19 protein-coding genes, 1 tRNA gene and 1 other RNA gene are annotated in these 17,487 nt (G+C 43.9%); 6 read left to right on the top strand and 15 right to left on the bottom strand.

All coding sequences use genetic code 11. The annotated features are described in order from the left end of the window. Positions 1-106: 106 nt before the first annotated feature. From OCV47_RS05085 to OCV47_RS05075, 3 genes are all read right to left on the bottom strand, one after another. Positions 107-1,282: an NAD(P)-dependent malic enzyme gene (locus tag OCV47_RS05085; protein WP_256301641.1), complete on the bottom strand. Its 1,176-nt coding sequence runs from the start codon at positions 1,280-1,282 to the stop codon at positions 107-109. 78 nt (positions 1,283-1,360) lie between these two features. Beyond that, positions 1,361-2,491 (bottom strand): Ldh family oxidoreductase, encoded by a 1,131-nt coding sequence (locus OCV47_RS05080; protein WP_117449166.1) that lies wholly within the window; start codon positions 2,489-2,491, stop codon positions 1,361-1,363. A 107-nt stretch (positions 2,492-2,598) separates the two neighbouring features. Continuing rightward, complete coding sequence (locus tag OCV47_RS05075) at positions 2,599-3,324, bottom strand: FadR/GntR family transcriptional regulator (RefSeq protein ID WP_256301645.1); 726 nt, start codon at positions 3,322-3,324, stop codon at positions 2,599-2,601. A 197-nt stretch (positions 3,325-3,521) separates the two neighbouring features. On the opposite strand from OCV47_RS05075, the gene OCV47_RS05070 reads away from it, so the two are divergent. From OCV47_RS05070 to OCV47_RS05055, 4 genes are all read left to right on the top strand, one after another. Continuing rightward, positions 3,522-3,607 (top strand) — tRNA-Ser (locus tag OCV47_RS05070). A gap of 52 nt (positions 3,608-3,659) precedes the next feature. Beyond that, on the top strand, positions 3,660-4,316 hold the full coding sequence (locus tag OCV47_RS05065) for an HAD family hydrolase (RefSeq protein ID WP_262654163.1): 657 nt from the start codon (positions 3,660-3,662) through the stop codon (positions 4,314-4,316). 34 nt (positions 4,317-4,350) lie between these two features. Beyond that, positions 4,351-4,612, top strand: an RNA gene (ffs, locus tag OCV47_RS05060) — signal recognition particle sRNA large type. 112 nt (positions 4,613-4,724) lie between these two features. Next, positions 4,725-5,591: a putative manganese transporter gene (locus OCV47_RS05055; RefSeq protein WP_262654184.1), complete on the top strand. Its 867-nt coding sequence runs from the start codon at positions 4,725-4,727 to the stop codon at positions 5,589-5,591. On the opposite strand, the gene tadA is transcribed toward OCV47_RS05055, so the two are convergent. From tadA to OCV47_RS05040, 3 genes are read right to left on the bottom strand one after another with little or no spacing between them, the layout of a single operon-like run. Next, entirely contained in the window at positions 5,541-6,065 is a 525-nt protein-coding gene (gene tadA / locus OCV47_RS05050) for a tRNA adenosine(34) deaminase TadA (RefSeq protein ID WP_262654161.1), read from the bottom strand. The genes OCV47_RS05055 and tadA overlap by 51 nt on opposite strands. Then, entirely contained in the window at positions 6,062-7,288 is a 1,227-nt protein-coding gene (gene pepT, locus OCV47_RS05045) for a peptidase T (RefSeq protein ID WP_256301651.1), read from the bottom strand. Before pepT ends, tadA begins: the two co-directional genes overlap by 4 nt. Positions 7,289-7,320: 32 nt before the next feature. Beyond that, complete coding sequence (locus OCV47_RS05040; protein ID WP_256301653.1) at positions 7,321-7,857, bottom strand: cob(I)yrinic acid a,c-diamide adenosyltransferase; 537 nt, start codon at positions 7,855-7,857, stop codon at positions 7,321-7,323. Between the two features lie 179 nt (positions 7,858-8,036). On the opposite strand from OCV47_RS05040, the gene OCV47_RS05035 reads away from it, so the two are divergent. Next, positions 8,037-9,212 carry a serine hydrolase gene (locus OCV47_RS05035; RefSeq protein ID WP_256301655.1) on the top strand — a complete coding sequence of 392 codons (1,176 nt, stop codon included), beginning with the start codon at positions 8,037-8,039 and terminating at the stop codon, positions 9,210-9,212. Between the two features lie 30 nt (positions 9,213-9,242). Further along, positions 9,243-9,506 (top strand): hypothetical protein, encoded by a 264-nt coding sequence (locus tag OCV47_RS05030; RefSeq protein ID WP_256301657.1) that lies wholly within the window; start codon positions 9,243-9,245, stop codon positions 9,504-9,506. Between the two features lie 18 nt (positions 9,507-9,524). Here the strand turns inward: OCV47_RS05030 and OCV47_RS05025 are convergent, their stop codons facing one another. From OCV47_RS05025 to OCV47_RS04985, 9 genes are all read right to left on the bottom strand, one after another. Then, complete coding sequence (locus OCV47_RS05025) at positions 9,525-10,481, bottom strand: D-2-hydroxyacid dehydrogenase (RefSeq protein ID WP_262654159.1); 957 nt, start codon at positions 10,479-10,481, stop codon at positions 9,525-9,527. Between the two features lie 71 nt (positions 10,482-10,552). Continuing rightward, entirely contained in the window at positions 10,553-11,335 is a 783-nt protein-coding gene (locus OCV47_RS05020; protein ID WP_256301661.1) for a hypothetical protein, read from the bottom strand. Between the two features lie 198 nt (positions 11,336-11,533). Then, positions 11,534-12,238: a 5'-methylthioadenosine/adenosylhomocysteine nucleosidase gene (locus OCV47_RS05015; protein WP_117449180.1), complete on the bottom strand. Its 705-nt coding sequence runs from the start codon at positions 12,236-12,238 to the stop codon at positions 11,534-11,536. A 139-nt stretch (positions 12,239-12,377) separates the two neighbouring features. Further along, positions 12,378-13,751, bottom strand: a complete 1,374-nt coding sequence (locus OCV47_RS05010) for an FHA domain-containing protein (RefSeq protein ID WP_256301664.1) — start codon at positions 13,749-13,751, stop codon at positions 12,378-12,380. Then, complete coding sequence (locus tag OCV47_RS05005) at positions 13,748-14,209, bottom strand: TadE/TadG family type IV pilus assembly protein (protein WP_256301666.1); 462 nt, start codon at positions 14,207-14,209, stop codon at positions 13,748-13,750. The genes OCV47_RS05010 and OCV47_RS05005 overlap by 4 nt, the downstream gene beginning before the upstream one ends. Before the next feature lie 91 nt (positions 14,210-14,300). Further along, a complete protein-coding gene (locus OCV47_RS05000; RefSeq protein WP_262654157.1) occupies positions 14,301-14,756 on the bottom strand; it encodes a prepilin peptidase in 456 nt (151 codons plus the stop codon). Between the two features lie 20 nt (positions 14,757-14,776). Then, on the bottom strand, positions 14,777-15,685 hold the full coding sequence (locus OCV47_RS04995) for a TadE family protein (protein ID WP_256301670.1): 909 nt from the start codon (positions 15,683-15,685) through the stop codon (positions 14,777-14,779). Positions 15,686-15,713: 28 nt separating this feature from the next. Continuing rightward, positions 15,714-17,276: a DUF5702 domain-containing protein gene (locus OCV47_RS04990; RefSeq protein WP_262654155.1), complete on the bottom strand. Its 1,563-nt coding sequence runs from the start codon at positions 17,274-17,276 to the stop codon at positions 15,714-15,716. A gap of 28 nt (positions 17,277-17,304) precedes the next feature. Next, the gene (locus OCV47_RS04985; protein ID WP_262654154.1) at positions 17,305-17,481 is read right to left on the bottom strand and encodes a Flp1 family type IVb pilin; all 177 of its coding nucleotides are present in this window, start codon (positions 17,479-17,481) and stop codon (positions 17,305-17,307) included. Between the last annotated feature and the right edge of the window lie 6 nt (positions 17,482-17,487).

Here is a 17,487-nt window from a genome sequence, read left to right as displayed (position 1 = left end):
CATACAGACATTTTCTGCACGTATAAAATTACTATACTACATTTTTTGAGGGATAACAAGAAAAAAGAACCCGTCAGAGATGGCGGATTCTTCTTATTATTTATTTTTAGATACGGGCTACGCCAGTCTTTCTTGCTGTCTCTGCTACTGCTTTGGCTACTGCCGCTCCTACTCTCTTATCAAATGCCTTCGGAATGATATAATCCGGAGTCAGTTCTTCGTCTGTGATCAGTCCTGCCAGTGCTTCTGCTGCTGCAATCTTCATCTCATCATTGATGTCTTTTGCTCTGACATCAAATGCTCCACGAAATACACCAGGAAATGCCAGCACGTTATTGATCTGGTTCGGGAAGTCACTTCTTCCTGTCGCGATTACTTTTGCTCCACCTGCTTTTGCATCATCCGGGAAGATCTCCGGTGTCGGGTTTGCGCAGGCAAAGATGATGGCATCTTTTGCCATAGTTTTTACCATATCAGTAGTAACAGCACCAGGTGCGGAAACTCCGATAAATACATCTGCGCCAACCAGCATATCTGCCAGAGAACCTGATTTTTTCTCTGGATTGGTAATCTTGCTCATCTCTTCTTTGACCGGATTCATGCCTTCTTTACGTCCTTCATAAATGGCACCCTTACGGTCACAAAGTGTGATATTTTTTACACCTGCGGTTAACAACAGGCGGGCAATAGAGATCGCCGCTGCACCTGCACCATTCATGACCACACGAACTTCTTCTTTTTTCTTTCCAACCACTTTCAGTGCATTGGTCAGACCGGCCAGTGTAATAATCGCTGTTCCATGCTGGTCATCATGGAAGATCGGAATGTCACATTTTTCTTTTAACTTTTTCTCAATTTCAAAACATCTTGGAGCAGAGATGTCTTCCAGATTGACACCGCCAAAAGATCCGGAGATAAGATAGATAGTATTTACAATCTCATCTACATCATTACTCTTGATGCAGAGAGGGAACGCATCTACATCACCAAATGCCTTAAACAGTACACACTTTCCTTCCATAACCGGCATACCTGCTTCCGGTCCGATATCTCCCAGTCCCAGTACCGCAGATCCATCTGTTACTACCAGACACATATTCCATCTTCTGGTCAGTTCATAAGACTTATTCACATCCTTCTGGATTTCCAGACAAGGCTGCGCAACACCCGGTGTGTAAGCAAGGGAAAGGTCATCTTTATTCTCTACCGGCACTCTGGTCACTACTTCGATCTTGCCTTTCCATTCTCCGTGTAACTTTAATGATTCTTTTGCGTAATCCATCCTCTTCTCCTCCATGAGATCTTCTAAATTTCATTCGATATGAATTTTATCACTGTATGATTGTAACTGTCAAAGTTTTTAATAATTTCCGGTAAAGAATTTGCTATCCTGCGGCAGTTCATAGTCTGCAAAATATTTGTGGAAATCCAGTTTCAGATAGCTGCACAGATTTCCAAGTTCTACCATGGTATTATCATTTACTGGAATACCATGTTCCATTCTCTCTTTTTCTGCCAGCACTTCTTTTTCTCCATGGGTGTAGATGCGACTCTTTCCTTCTGCCTTCGGGCTTTCCCGAAGTGCTTCCAGAAAGTCTGAAAAATGCTTGCGGATTTCATCCGGGTTGCCAAAGACAGCCGGGTTGATCGCGATAAATCCGTGGCAGATTCCAGTCTTATCCGGGAAGGTACAGCAATGGTCTGATGTTACACCCATGGATAAAATGGAGCTGAATAACTCACACAGCATACCGTAGCCATAGCCTTTATGGCTTCCTGTTACCTCTTCGTTTCCGCCAAGCGGCATGATTCCACCGCCTTTTTTGGAAACAATATTAGACAGGACATCCGGTGCATTTGTGCTGGCGTGTCCGTCTTTATCAAGTGCCCAGCCTTCTGGAAGTGGTTTTTCCATTTTATTGTACATCTCCAGTTTTCCTCTGGTCACCACGGTTGTGGAACAGTCAAAGAAAAACGGGTATGGGTCTGCAGGCATAGCCACTGCAATTGGATTGGAACCGAGCATTGCTTTCCTTCCAAAGGTTGGAACCATGATGGCCTCTGAGTTTGTGCATGCCATACCAAGAAGTCCTTCTTCACTGGCCATCTTCGCATAATAACCTGCAATTCCAAAATGATTGGATTCTCTTACACTGACCATGCCGACGCCGGTCTGCTTTGCCTTTTCGATTGCCTTCTTCATAGCAAAGATACTGATCAGCTGTCCCATTCCATTATGTCCGTCAATCACCGCAGAAACCGGTGTCTCAAACACTACTTCAGGCACCGCATGAGGATGGATTGTTCCCTTTTCAATTCCCTTATGGTAACGCACCATTCTCTGCATTCCATGACTCTCAATGCCATACAGATCAGCTGTCAGAAGTACATCTTTGATCTCATTGCTCTCTTCTTCTGAGAATCCGAATGCCTGAAATACATCTTTGCAAAACTGATTTAAGGTATCATATGACCACGTTACATATCCCATAGTAAAAGTCCCCCTTCGTCCGGTCTTCCAATCGTTTTTATTGGTATTACCAATTTATGAATTGATTATACCACTGGTCTTACCAAAATTCAAGAGGACTTTATAAGTTAATTTTTTAACTTTTCGTCTTTTTCTCTCTGCATTTCTTCCATATATTTTTCAATGGTTTCCATATGTTCTGACATACAGCTTTGCGCTGCGACAGTCTCCCCTGCGATAATCGCTTCTACCAGACGCTGATGCTGTTCATCTACTTCTCTTGCTGACTGTTTTTTCTGCATAATATAATTTCTTGTTCCGGATATGATGCTCTCAGTCAGCTGATCGGCTGCAGTCAGCACGCTGTACAACATAGGATTATCTGCCATCTGGGCAATCTTCTGGTGCAGTTGCTTATCCAGTTCTCCACGATCACTCTCCTGCTCTGCTGCATCCAGCCTGGCCAGAATCATCCGCAGCTCTGCCGCATCCAACGGTGTACAGTTTCTGGCTGCCAGAATGGCAGTCTCACGCTCCAGCGCTGCACGCAGCTGCTGATTTTGCTTCAGATATCCGTTATTTAACCGGAACATCAGGGACAGCGGACCGATCAGCCAGGTGTCCAATCTGTCGGTGATATAATTACCTCCTCCCGGTACGGATTTCACAATTCCCAAAAGCTCCAGTGCACGGAGCACTTCCCGTACTGCCGGTCTGGATACCCCCATGCTCTCTGCTATCATTCGTTCGGCAGGCAGTGCATCGCCCGCTTTCAGTTCTCCCGACTGAATATTTTCTATGATCTGACCAAGGATGGCGTCAAAAGCCCGCTCCTCTCCGATTTTCGTAAACATTTCTCTTCCTCCACATCTTCGGCCGCAATTATTCAACTTTTCGTATCTGTTCAGTCTTTTCACAGGACAGTGAATTCTGAACAGTTACAACTTGTCTTTTTATAGTACCATTTCCGAAAGGCTTCATCAATGGGCGTTTTCACGTTTTTTCTTTGACATACACTGACAAATCTGGTATACTGATGTACGCAATCTGGGGAGAGTTGTCCGAGTGGTTTAAGGTGCGGCTCTCGAAAAGCCGTGTGGCTAATACCCACCGAGGGTTCGAATCCCTTGCTCTCCGTTTTGCTGCCGGTTGGATCTCAACCGGCTTTTTCATTACACAGGAGGTAGATATGTTTTCTAATAATATAGACAGTATTATTTTTGATGTAGATGGGACTCTCTGGGATTCCACAAAAGTAGTGGCCATTGGTTACAACCGTGCTCTGGAGACTTATACAGATCTGCCGGTTCGTGTAGATGGGGCCAGATTAATGAAACTGTTTGGCAAGCCAATGGATCAGATCTTCGCAGAGCTTCTGCCAGAGCTTTCTGCCGAACAGCAGCACTACATTTCCGAAAAATGTGTGATTCTGGAGGAGGAAGAACTGGAAAAGGCTGATCCAAAACTGCTGCTTTACCCTGGCATCGAAGAAATGTTCCAGAAGTTATCTGAAAAGCTGCCTCTTTTTATTGTCAGCAATTGCCAGTGTGGCTATATTGAACAGTTCCTGAGAAAAAACCATTTTGAGTCTTATATTACAGATCATCTTTGCTTTGGACAGACCGGTACCTCCAAAGGTCAGACGATCCTGCGCCTGATGAAAGAAAATCATCTGAAGGATCCTGTCTATGTCGGGGATACACTGGGCGATGCCAGTGCGTGTAAAGAAGCCGGCATTCCATTTATTCTGGCAGAATATGGCTTTGGTGAAGTGGCCGATCCGGATGCCAGCATTCAGAAGCCTCTGGATCTGGTGGATCTGTTGCGAATAAAAACCTTTGATTGACAAAAGTCCGGAAACAAGGTATAGTATGAACTATCCACGCAGCCGGGGAGATAGCGGTGCCCTGTACCTGCAATCCGCTACAGCAGGGGTGATACCAATCCGAGGGCTCTTGGTTGTGGAGCTGCCCTTTATAAGTGGCGTTGACGTCTGGGTCTTGCACAACAGGAATCTGTGAACCGTGTCAGGTCAGGAATGGAGCAGCACTAAGCAGAAGCTCTTGTGTGATGCGAGGGTGCCTGGACCGAGTTAACTGTAGAGGTAACGTCCATGGCCGGAATTCGAAGTGCGGTGCGTGGTGAAAAAGCAGAGTTTATGTATGATTCATAAGAGATTGGATTATACATAAGCTCTGTTTTTCTGAGTAAAGATATTTTAAAGAGTGTTCATATGTTCACTCATATAGAAAGGATGATGAAAATGATCATAGATTGTTTATTGGATGCACTGCATGACAGCATCAAACTGGTTCCTTTCCTGCTTCTGACTTATTTCCTGATGGAAGAACTGGAACATCATACCGGAGGAAAAGTGCAGCAAAGGATCCGCCAGGCAGGGGATCTCGGACCTTTATGGGGCGGTATTCTTGGAATCCTTCCGCAATGTGGATTTTCAGCTGCTGCATCCAGTCTGTATGCAGGAAGAGTCATTACAATAGGAACGTTGTTTTCTGTATATCTTTCCACATCAGATGAAATGCTTCCAATTTTTCTTTCAGAAAAAGTGCCGATGGAAACCATCCTGAAGATTCTCGCCGTGAAAGTTATCATTGCTGTCATCTCCGGATTTGCAGTAGAATTTGCTTACCTGCATCTGATCCACCATAAGGAAAAGGATCTGGATATCCACACGGTATGCGAAGAAGAACACTGCAGCTGTGAAGATGGTGCTCTGCAGTCAGCGATTACTCATACCGTGAAGATCTTTGTCTTTATTTTCCTGATTTCCGCAGCATTGAATCTTCTGATCGGATATGTGGGAGAAGAAAGTATCGCTGCTATCTTCCAGGGTACACCGGTCATGGGGGAAGCTGTGGCTGCATTAGTAGGATTAATTCCAAACTGTGCCTCTTCGGTAGTGATCACACAGCTATATCTGCAGCATATCATCAGTGCCGGAGCTCTTATGAGCGGACTGCTGGTCAATGCAGGAGTTGGAATACTGATTCTGTTTCGATTAAACCGTCATTGGAAAAAAAATCTATGCATTGTAGGTACACTGTATGCATTAGGCGTATTCTGGGGAATTGTCATTGAAATGAGCGGGATTTTGTTTTAAGGAACTGCGGGCCGCTTTCTTCTTTTCCCGCAGTTCCCGGAAAAACTGGCTCATCATCTGACTACATTCTTCTTCCAGAACACCTCTTGTCACCTGCACCTTATGATTAAAGCCGTCCATTTCCAGAATATTCAATACAGATCCAGCGCATCCAGCCTTAGGATTCATACATCCGATGACTGCTTCCGTCAGCCTGGCCTGCATCATGGCGCCGGAACACATCTGACATGGTTCCAGAGTCACATACATGGTGCATTCTTCCAGTCTCCAGTCGCCCAGCTTCTTTGCTGCTTTGCGAATAGCGATCAGTTCTGCATGGGAGAGCGTGTTCCTGTCTGTGTTTCTCCGGTTGTACCCTCTTGCAATGATTTTTCCTTCATGCACAATGACGCAGCCGATTGGCACTTCCTCCAGCAGGTATGCTTTCTTTGCCTGCCGGATGGCCTCTTTCATGAATTTTTCCTGTTCTGTCATACTGCCTTTTCTCCGAACGCCTTAACGATACCTTTCAGATTTTCCACCACTGCATCCATACCTTCCGTGGTAATGTGCTCGAATGGGCCATGGAAAGCATATCCACCGGTTCCCAGATTCGGGCATGGCAGTCCCATGAAAGAGAGTCTGGCTCCGTCTGTGCCGCCACGGATGGCGATTATCTCTGGCTGAAGACCTGATGTCTGCACTGCTTCTTTGGCGTAGTCAATCAGAAACATACATTCTTCAATCTTTTCTCTCATATTGCGATACTGCTCTTTCACTGTCAGCACTACCGTACCTGCCCCATATTTTTCATTCAGCAGATCTGCGATGTGCTGCATCTGTTCCTTACGAATCTCAAAATGTGCAGCGTCATGATCACGAATAATGTAGGATAACGTCGCATTCGACACATCTCCACTCATATCCGTCAAATGAAAAAAGCCTTCATATCCTTTCGTACCTCTTGGAGTTTCTCCTGCCGGAAGCATCTGGTTGAACTCCATGGCCACCAGGGCTGCATTGATCATGGTGTCCTTGCTGTCACCAGGATGTACGGAAAGTCCGGTCACTTTTACTGTTGCACCTGCTGCATTGAAGTTTTCGAATTCAATCTCGTTCTCTGCTCCACCGTCTACCGTATAAGCATATTTTGCGCCGAATCCTTCGACATCAAAATGATCTGCCCCCTCTCCGATCTCTTCATCCGGTGTAAAGGCAATACAGATTTTTCCATGGGCTATATCTTCTTTGATAATCTGTTCTGCCATAGTCATGATCTCCGCAATGCCAGCCTTATCATCTGCACCCAGAAGCGTTGTTCCATCTGTGGTAATCAGGGTTCTGCCCTTTAATTTTTCCAGATCTGGAAATGCTTTCGGACTTAACACACGTCCACTGTCTCCCAGCCTGATATCTGAACCGTCATAGTCTCCTACAATCTGTGGTTTTACCCCTTCTCCGCTGAAGTCTGGAGCAGTATCCATATGTGCAATGAACCCCAGTGCCGGGATATGTTCCATACCTGGTGTAGCCGGGATCTCACCATATACATAACAGTTTTTTGTGATTCTGACATTTTCTACACCGATTTCTTTTAATTCCTCTGTCAGCACATTGCCAAGGTCAAATTCCCTTGCAGCTGAGGGAGTTGCCCCACCTTCTTCCTCGCTGGTGGTATAGATCTTTACATAATTCAAAAGTCTTTCATATGCTCTCATGTTCATTTCTCCTTGTTTTTCCTAATATGCCCCTACCGTTCGATTCCCGGTCTGGCCGGAATCCCTTTTTCAAAAGGATGCTTTCTCATACAGATCTCTGATATATAGTCTGCCCGTTTCATCAATTCTTCAGACGGTCCCTGACCCGTCAGAATCACTTCCAGCTTTTCTGGTTTGTGATCCAGGAAGTCCAGCAATAAGGCTTCATCCAGAAGGCCTGCTTTGATCGTATAGATACATTCATCCAGAAACAACACATCATAATGGCCCTCTGCCGCTTCTTTTGTCACTTTCTTCAACTGCTCACCATAGAAAATCCGCCGCTCTGCTTTCTCCTCCTCTGTCATCTGGAAACTGAATTTTTCCTGATCCAGGCCACTGATCCAGGTAATGTTTTCCACCGCCTCCAGAATTTTACGCTCACTGGTCTTGTTATTCTTCATGAACTGATAAATCAGAACCTTATATCCATATCCGGCCGCTCTGGCGCATAACCCCATTCCCGTTGTTGTTTTTCCTTTTCCATTTCCACAGTAAATATGAACCAAACCTGTTGTCATTTTTCCCATCACCAGTTTTCCTCCTGCTTTTCTAACTTCCCACAGTATAACACACTTTTACCCCAAAATGGAAGTTCACTGGATCAACTGCGAAACTGGTTTACAAACATTTTTCTTTCGTGTAAGATAGGATTACAGTGTCAAAAAGAGTACAAAACACACAATATTTTCGAAAGGATGAGCTGAACATGATAAAGAAAAGCATGGTTTCCCTGCTTTTAACTGGAATATTGACCACTACAGCCATTTGGAGCTGTCCCATAGCTGCACTTGCCAGTGATTCTGTCTCCTGGCCGGAACTTACCGTCCAGACAGAACAGATTTCTGAGACGGAAGCTGACACAGAAGCTTTTTCTGTCGATGTTCCAAATCAATTGCCATCTGACTGGCACGCTCTGTCGGAAGAAGAACTGAATCAGTTGTTCGGCGATCTGCCACGCTATCTGGATCTTGGTTCTTTTACATTAAATCGATTAAATAATATTCCCATACCACAGATCACCTCAGATGGCATGGTGATCCGTGACCGCTGTGGACGTGCCTGGCGCATCCGCATGAACTGGCAAGAACTTCAGAAACGTATCACCTCAATGCTCTCTGATTATCAGGGGGACTGGAGTGTCTACTTAAAAGATCTGAAAAATGGCAATACCATGGAGATCAATGAACACGCCATGCAGTCTGCCAGCCTGATTAAGCTCTATATTGCAGGCGCTACACTGGAACTGATCGAGAACGGAGACCTGACTGAAACAGATACGATTACCCACGCACTACATGAGATGATCACGGTCAGCGATAATGAATCATCCAATGTTCTGGTACGCAGCTTTTGCGATGAATCCGGTGATTTTCAGACAGGTCTGGCAAAAGTGAATGACTTTATTCAAAGAATGGGATTTGCCAATACCATTCAGGTAAACGGCATTGCTGATCCAAGTCTGTGGGTATCGGATGGGCGGATTAATGAGACCTCTGCCGCCGACTGTGGAAGGCTTCTGGAAATGATCTATAACCGGGAACTTGTTTCTCATTATGCTTCTTATCGGTTCGAGAACCTTCTGAATAATCAGGAGGTAAACTATAAAATTCCTGCCGGTCTTCCAGAAGGAACACCGATTTCCCACAAGACCGGTGAAGTAGATGATACGGAAAATGATACCGCAATTATTTATACGCCATACGGGGATTATATCTTCTGTATCCTGTCTACCAATCTGACAGATACCGGATCTGCAGTGGATCATATTCGCGAGATCACTGCAATGGTCTATGACTGGTTCACCAGACCTGTCATAGAAGTAGACAGTGAGACGTTACTGCCACTGGATACTGCTTCTTCCGAATCTGGAGAAACCAGTTAAATCATTCTCGCAGACAGAAAGGAATAGCCTATGCGCATTTGGGGAAAAATATGGAAAGACAATCATCTTCTGAAAGACACAACAATTGAAGATCATTCCAACGATACCAGAACTCACAAGATCTTTCACGCACTGGATGATATCTGTCTGGAATTTGATCTTGGCAAACCGATCTGGCTGGATTCCAATATCCGTGAATTCCAGAAACACAGTTCTACAAAATTTCGTCAGGATAATTTTATTGAGGAAATTGATTTTGATTTTCTGGAATTTCATGTCATTGAAGAAGATTAATCAAAAAGAAATCTGGCTCTACGGAACCAGATTTCTTTTTTCGCCTTTTAGAAACGCTTCGATATTTAAATAAGTCTCATCTGCCACACGCTGTCTGGCTTCTCCTGTTGCCCATGCAATATGTGGTGTCACAATCAGTCTGCCACTGTCCTGAATCTCCAGCAATGGATTATCTGCCTTCATCGGTTCTACCGATATCACATCCAGGCCTGCGCCTGCAATCATTCCCTGATTTAACGCAGTGACCAGATCTCTTTCATTTACAATCGGGCCTCTTGCCACATTGATCAAGATGGCAGATGACTTCATTTTCCGGAATTTTTCCAGGTTCATAAAGTTCTCTGTTGCAGCACTTAACGGTGCATGGATAGAAAGAATATCTGAAGAAGCAAGCAATGTGTCCAGATCCACACTTTGATACTCCGTATTATGATTCCTGCCTGAGGTGGAGTAATAGATCACCCTGCAGCCAAAACTTTGTGCGATCTGTGCCACCTTTCTGCCAATTGCGCCCAGGCCAACAATTCCCCAGGTCTTTCCTGCCAGCTCGAAAATCTTTTTATCAAAATGGCTGAAAATATCAGACTTTACATATTCTCCGCTTTTGACATAATTGTCATAATAGGCCAGCTGGTTCACCAGATAAAGCGCCAGTGCGAAGGTGTGCTGTGCCACTGATTCTGTGGAATATCCGCTGACTTTGGCAACTGCTATCTTCCTGCTGTCTGTATATGCTTTATCTACAATATTGTAGCCTGTTGCCGTAATGGCAATCATTTTCAGCTTTTTGGCAGCCCCAAGTGTCTGTTCATTCATCGGCACTTTATTTACCACGAGCACATCTGCATCTTTTATTTTTTCCGGCGTGTCCAGTGCATTCGACTGTCCATAAATTACCACCTCACCTAATTTTTCAAAAGCTTTTAAGTCCACATCCTGTCCCAGCGAATTTGCTTCCAGTATCACAATCTTCATCTTTTGTTTCTCCCTTCACTGCCTCTTCAAATACAGTTATTTTTTCAGTTTAACAGGGAATTTTTTCCTTTTCAAGCCAAAAATTCTGCCAGGACTTCCCGTATGATGCGTTCCTGTTCCTTCGCATCCATTTGCTTTAAAATCTCCCGGTTTCGTTCTTTGCTCCAGTCTTTTTCTTCACTGGCTGCTGTTTCTTTTTCACCGCCTTTTATTCTGGACAGGCTGTCCTGAAGCTGCCGCTTCTCTCTCTGCGCTCTGGACTCATAGTTTACTTCCTGTTTCTGCCTGCCAGCATTGCTGGTTGTTTCCTGTGCTTCTTTCCATTCTTCCAAAGCAGCATCTCCGGTATCTGCAGCGATTCCGGAATGGCTCAGGTAATCCTGCATCTGAATCAGCAGCCTTTTCTCTTTGTAACGGCTGTCACACCAGAGCACCATCAGTAAAGTCAGTACCGTAATGGCTGCAATTCCCCGCTGCATCACAAGCAGATTTCCCTGATTATGCTGCAGCTGGTAATAGCGGATACCTGCCGCAGCAATCGCAGCAGTTCCCAGATACCATCCAAGAGCCTGTCTTTTCCACTGATGCAGTGTCAGTCTTTTATATTTATAATCCATCAGCATTTTCTGGGCAAAAACCGGAAGATTCATCGTCCCGCCGCAGCATCGGCTGTCGATCTGATACCGGTAGCGCATTCGCTTAATAAACTCACCCTTTTCCGGCTGTGCATCTGCCGCCTCCCGAATAAACTGACGATAACATCTGTTTCCAATTATCTGGCAAAGTAATCCAAGCAAACCAGTTGCTGTCATCAAATAGAGTAACACTTTTGACTGTAAAATAGTATGTATCATAGTGATCCCCTTTCTTTTTTTCAGATGCAGACTCCTCTCCCCGGGCACGGATCCTGCTCCTGTTAATTGCAGAGTATAAATCAATTTTTCCGGTTTGCAAAGTAAAATCGTTCGTCAAAAAAGCCCATAAACTGCATGTTTACGGACTTTTGAACTTCATTTTTATTCTGAAGAGGTTCAGGTTAGGGACCTCTGTGATTATTTCTGAATTCTTTTCAGGAATCCACGGGTAAGACGTACACTGTGTTCCACAGCCTGTTTCTCAAAGGTTGGATAATCCATCGTTGCACTGTCATCTGCCTTATCCGAAATCGCACGAATAATCACAAACGGAATCTGATTCAGATATGCTGTCTGTGCAATCGCTGCGCCTTCCATCTCAGTGCAGCAGCCGTCAAAATTCTCTTTGATCTTGTCCTTTACCTCTCTGCTGGAAATAAACTGATCTCCACTGACGACTCTTCCTTCAAACACACGAATCTCTGGATTTACTTCCTCGCAAACTTCCTTCGCCAGCTTTCTCATCTGTTCATCTGCCTGGAAAGAGAAGGCATCCATCTGCGGAATCTGACCAAGTGGATAACCAAAGCCTGTGGCATCCATATCATGATGCAGCACATCTGTGGATAACACAATATCTCCAATGTTAATCTCTGCCTTCAGTGATCCGGCAATTCCTGTGTTAATCACACCATCTACCCCAAACTCATCTACCAGAATCTGTGTACAGACCGCTGCATTAACTTTTCCAATTCCGCTTCTTACTACTACCGCCTGGCAGCCTTCCAGTTCACCTTCCAGGAACTCCATCTGAGCCTTTTTCAGCATTCTGCTGACCTTCATTGCACTTTTTAAAGATGCAATTTCTACTTCCATTGCTCCGATAATACCAATTTTCTTCATGTATATTCTCCTGTTCTTTTCTTCTTGCAACCCTGTTCTAAAATGCCATCTGCATTTTCAGGCTATGACAACGGTTATTTTCCGTGCCTCATTACCATCATCATATCATTTTCATTTTTATCAGGCAAGGAGATCTTTTTCAACAGTTTCCCACATAATAACCAAGCCCGGCAAATGTGATTTCATCTGACACATGAATTGGCACTTTTTCCTGTATTCCAAGTCTTCTTCCATTCAGATAAGTTCCATTGGTTGAATTCATATCACATAAATAATACTCATTCTCCTCCTTTTGAATTCTGGCATGAATACGGCTGACAGATGCGTCATCAATATAAATGTCTACTTTGGATTTCAGTTTTCCAATCAGATAACTATCATTCACCAGAACCACACTATTTCGTTCTCTCGCATTCATACTGATCAGTGTCAGATGCTGCTGATATTTTTCTCCGCCTTCCCAGAGTACAGTGGTTGCCCCCACCATTTCTTCCTGTGGTGGACTGCTCTGATTACCTTGAATACTATTCTCTTTGACTGTCGAAATCGGTTCTGGCATCTCCCAATTAATATCTGCCGTCTTTTTCTCTTTTTCTGTTTTCTTTTTTCGTCTTTTTTCAGGAGAAAGTACATAGGCCATTCCTCCAATAAGAAGAAATGCAATACCGCCTGCCTGCGTAATCGTCAGGAATTCCATACGGGCAGCAATCGCAACAATTCCAAGAACTGCCAGACAAATCACTCCTGCTGCCATATTTCCATTACATTTTACTTCTTTTTGTTTTCTCGCCGTCTCTCTCTTCTTTTTTTGTTCTCTTTTTTTCTTTGCGTCCTTGTTTTTGAGACTTTTTTCTGTTTTTTCCTGTAATATGTTTTCTTCCTGTATGTTCTCCTGACTGTTTCTTTCTGATATATCCTTTTCGCGATACTGATTTTCTGGTTTTCTATTCTGCTCTGCTGCCTGCATTTTTTCCTGCAGTAAATCAAGCAGTGCAAAATTTTTTTCCTGTACCTTCCGGTTTATCTCATACATCAAAAGTACTGCCTCTGTATCCGACCGCTCAAGATGATAGAGCAGATAAGAGGCCAGCATCCGAAAAGATTCCTGAATGGTCTTCCCACAAAGCGGCCAGTAACAAAAAAATGCCTCTCTGGACTCAATATCCAGATAAATCATCTCCGGCTCCAACACAATTTTATTTCCATCCAGCAAATAAGGATCCATCTGCTGTAGCGCCTGATACAGACAATATAGTAACAGACGGATACTTTCTGCTGTCAGTGGTTCATTCTCACAGATCTGTGTCAGGGATTGACGGGACGTTATTTCATAATAATACTGGTTTTTCCCATTTATTTTTTTTCGAACACAGTCCAGAAATCCTGGTATCTGATTTTCTTCCAACATATGCAGTTCATATTCCGTTTCCGGAAACGAAGCTTCCCCATTCGGCACCTCTGCTTCCGGTATCACATAATTATGTGCAAGATCATGTTCAAAGGATAATCTCATTCTGTCTTACCTCCGACTCTCTGTGCCACCTTTATAAGCCCTCTTACTTTTTGTATTCGTTTGGACGGACGTTCCACAGTCATTGTGCAGGATTCCTGTATATTTAGCTTACTATTTTGAAAAAATGCCAAAATCATACCAGGAATCCTGAAATTTCCATGAAATTCCACTGTTACCGTTTTCCTGCCATTCTGACATGTACTCTGCAGCTCCCTGGTTCCCAGCATTCGACCTCCTGTTAAATTCTTTACTGCCTGTTCCATTTGCCAGCTTGCATCCTCTGTATGCAGACTCGCTGCACATACCGTCTCATAAGCTGCGCTTTGCAAAAAGTCTTTGTCATGATACCAGAATCCAATATAGATCACTGCTATCAGTACCGACAGCAGAATTCCCATCAGTAATGCTGCCTCTATGGTATAGCTTCCTTTCTGATCTGAAATTTTTTTATGTAACATCTGCATATGATTCTCCCCTTTTCTTTTACGCCCCTGAATAATTACTTATTTTTCGCAATGTTTTTCCTGTATGTTTTACATATGATTCGATTCAGGCACCTGTTGCCAGCCAGGTCAGATAGGCACCCAGTAAAAACGGTGCAAAAGGCAGCTGGGTATCCCTTTTTGCCCTTTTGAACAGTAACAGATATAGCGATATCGGACAGATCAAAAACATTCCGGTAATTAACAGAACTCCTGCTGTTTTTCCTCCAAGACATAACCCACACACCAGCAACATCAAACCATCTCCATAACCTATGGCCTGTCTGGTTATCAGCCCAAATGCCAGCAAAAAAATACCAGGCGCCAAAGCGGTCAACAGAAATCCTATACTTTTTATAGTAATATTACCGGTCACAAGTCTTATTCCCAGATTTCCCACTCGCAGCAACAGCGCTGCTATTGCAAATCCAGCTGTATTTTTTACTGATATTTCTTTTTTCCTGATATCTCTCCGGCTCTCTATAACCAGATAAATCAACAATACTATATATAAGGATTCCACTTTTCTTTCTCCTGCACTTTCTATTTTTTTCCACATTTGGAGCAAGGCCGCAGATTCCCGGTATCTGACAGAGATACACTGCTTACTGTTCTTTTTAATCCGCTGCATCCCAGTGACGAATGGTATTTGTCCCCATAAGGGGAAATATAAACCACGCCGCCTTTCCCTGATCCACATTTTTCACAAACATGATATTTACCTCCACTTGCATTACGCAGTCCTTTCACCTGTCCTCTTGGTACAGTCTTCACAGACAGACGGATATGGGTACATTCCGGATCTCTGTGATAAACAGTTCCCGTCTCTGCCACATAAACCATATCCTCCTCTTCTTCCGTTCCTTCTCCGGCAGTATTGCCAGATATTGTTCCGGTTCTTCCTGTCCACGCACGTACCCTGGTACGGAAAATGCTTTTTATTTTTTTTACCGGAAATATCGTGAAGGTATGTTCTGGTTGAAATGTTCCTGTCAGATCCAGTATCTGCCCATCGGAAAAATCTGACTGCAAAAGGCTGATCTTTCCCATATGTCCATCCACTCCAGATCTTTTTTTCACCTGACTAGAGGCATACCCAAACGATATGCCAGCTTTAAGAAGATCTGTTGATACTCCTTCTTCTGGCATAATTCCGGTACTTTCCAGATAGGCATAGGCTGCCATATCTTTTACGGTATCCTGTGCACCTGCCAGCAGGCTGGATGTCGCATACTGAATGGAAGCAAACTGCAACATAGCCAGCATGGCAAAAAGGAACAATGGCAGTACCAGTGCCGTCTCGATGGTCAGACTTCCTTTTTTTGAGATAAATTGAAATATTCCTTCCCGGTATGAATGTGAATGATACCTTGCCGGGAAATGCTCAGTAACCTCTCTTTTCTGTTTTTTTGTTTTTTGAATGAAAAATCTGTTTATACCAGGAAAGAACATTTCACGTCACCTCCTCGATTTGCCATTTCTAATAGGCAAATCTTCCATTTATATTGTATTTTAGTTTTCTGTTTCCAGTTCTCAGAAACGCATGGGCTATTTTCAAAAATATCGGTCTGATCTGATATTCCGCCTTTGCCTCCATTTTCACAATGGCCTGGTCCACCCGGAACTTTATATTGTCCGTATTTTTTCGGATTACTCCTTCCAGAAGATCCAGTGCTCTCATGGAATAAGCTGATTGTTTTCCCATAGTAAACAATATCTGCAGATATCCCTCATAATCCAGACCACTTCCATCCATCCCGCCAGGTGATTCCAGCTGTTCCAGAATAGAAGGTATCTTCTGCAAATCCAGTCTCCATGACGCTCCGTTCTTCCACACCGGTACTTTCCCACCTGCAAACAGACTGCGAAGATCCAAAAGGCTCTCTCCATAGGCCCAGACCAGAAGTAACGCATAGGATGTCGCTACCTGAAGTCCAGGTACGGGAATTGCCCCTGTTATTAAGGCTGCCAGTGCATCTGCTTCTGCTTTTCGTGCAGGATCTGATGCCAGATAAAGAAAATTGGCTCCCTCACGTAACGCAAGCAGGCGTTTTGCTACGTTTTTCAAATTTTTTTTATCAGAATTCTGTCCGCAGAGTATATATTCCAGTCCATAATCCAGGGGCTGCTCCATTTGTAATTGCCTGGTGTAACTGGAAAAGCGGCCAAACAGATATTCCTGAAAAAACACATTTGAAGTTACTCCACTATATGTTTTTTCACTCTTCAGATTTCCCTGACGGCACTTCCGCCTGGAGGGAATATCGGATGTCAGTACTTTATTTGATATCTGCTGTTCTTTTTCATCCAATACCAGTCCCAGTAATCCCCTTTTTCGTATTTGTTTTATTGTCTCAAGAGGATTTTGGGCCACTGGAAATTCCTGTTTTTCGCTTTCTGTCTCTGCTGGCAGATATTCCTGTTCTTCCTGTGCATTTTTCTCTTCTGCTTTTTTCTGTTCTTCTTTTTGCTTTTGTTCCTCCTGTTGCTGCTGCAGTGATTTCAGACTGGTATGGTTACTCTTTTCTTTTTCCTCATACCTTTTTTCTGCCCGCTCCAGATCTTCTGCCTGCCGACTTCTCTCCATCCATACAGATACCGCCTCTGTGGCCAGATTCTCATGCATGAATCCAACCGCCTGCTGATAAAATGCATTTCCCTTCTGGTCTGTGGCCAGCGCCACCCCGGTAACCTGCACATTTTCCAACTCCAGCGGAAATGGGTCATATCCTTTGAACAGGATCTCCTTATTGGGATTTACATTATATTCCATATAGGCCTGCAGTTTTTCTTTCAGCTTTTTCTGACTGTAGCTGCCATCTCCACAGGCGCCATCCAGAAAAAATACATCGTATTGTTCTAACACGCAATTCTCATATTCCCCAAATAAAGAAAACATTCCCATATCCAATACTGCTGCAGCCTTTGCCCGTGCGCCCTGTATTCTGGATGATTCCATGGTGGTACAGAGCAGGGACAAAAACAAAACGCTGATCAGGCTTAAGAATACGGTAATTGTCCCTTTGCATCTGTACGTTTTCATGTTGCCTCCTTTCCATGCTTTTCACATCTTAGATACCATTACTCTGACTTACTATTTTTTTGAAAATATTATTGACCAGACTGGTCAGCTGACTTTTGAAAATAATGACAAGTCCAATCAGGACAACCAGGATCAGAATAATTTCTACGGTCCCGATTCCATCGTCTTCTTCATAAAGCCGCATCAGAAATTTCTTCATATGCATCACCTC

Source organism: Muricoprocola aceti (assembly GCF_025567005.1).
Classification (GTDB): Bacteria; Bacillota; Clostridia; order Lachnospirales; family Lachnospiraceae; genus Marvinbryantia; species Marvinbryantia aceti.
Note: the sequence above shows the minus strand (reverse complement) of the source record. Positions and strands in the feature narration are given on the sequence as shown.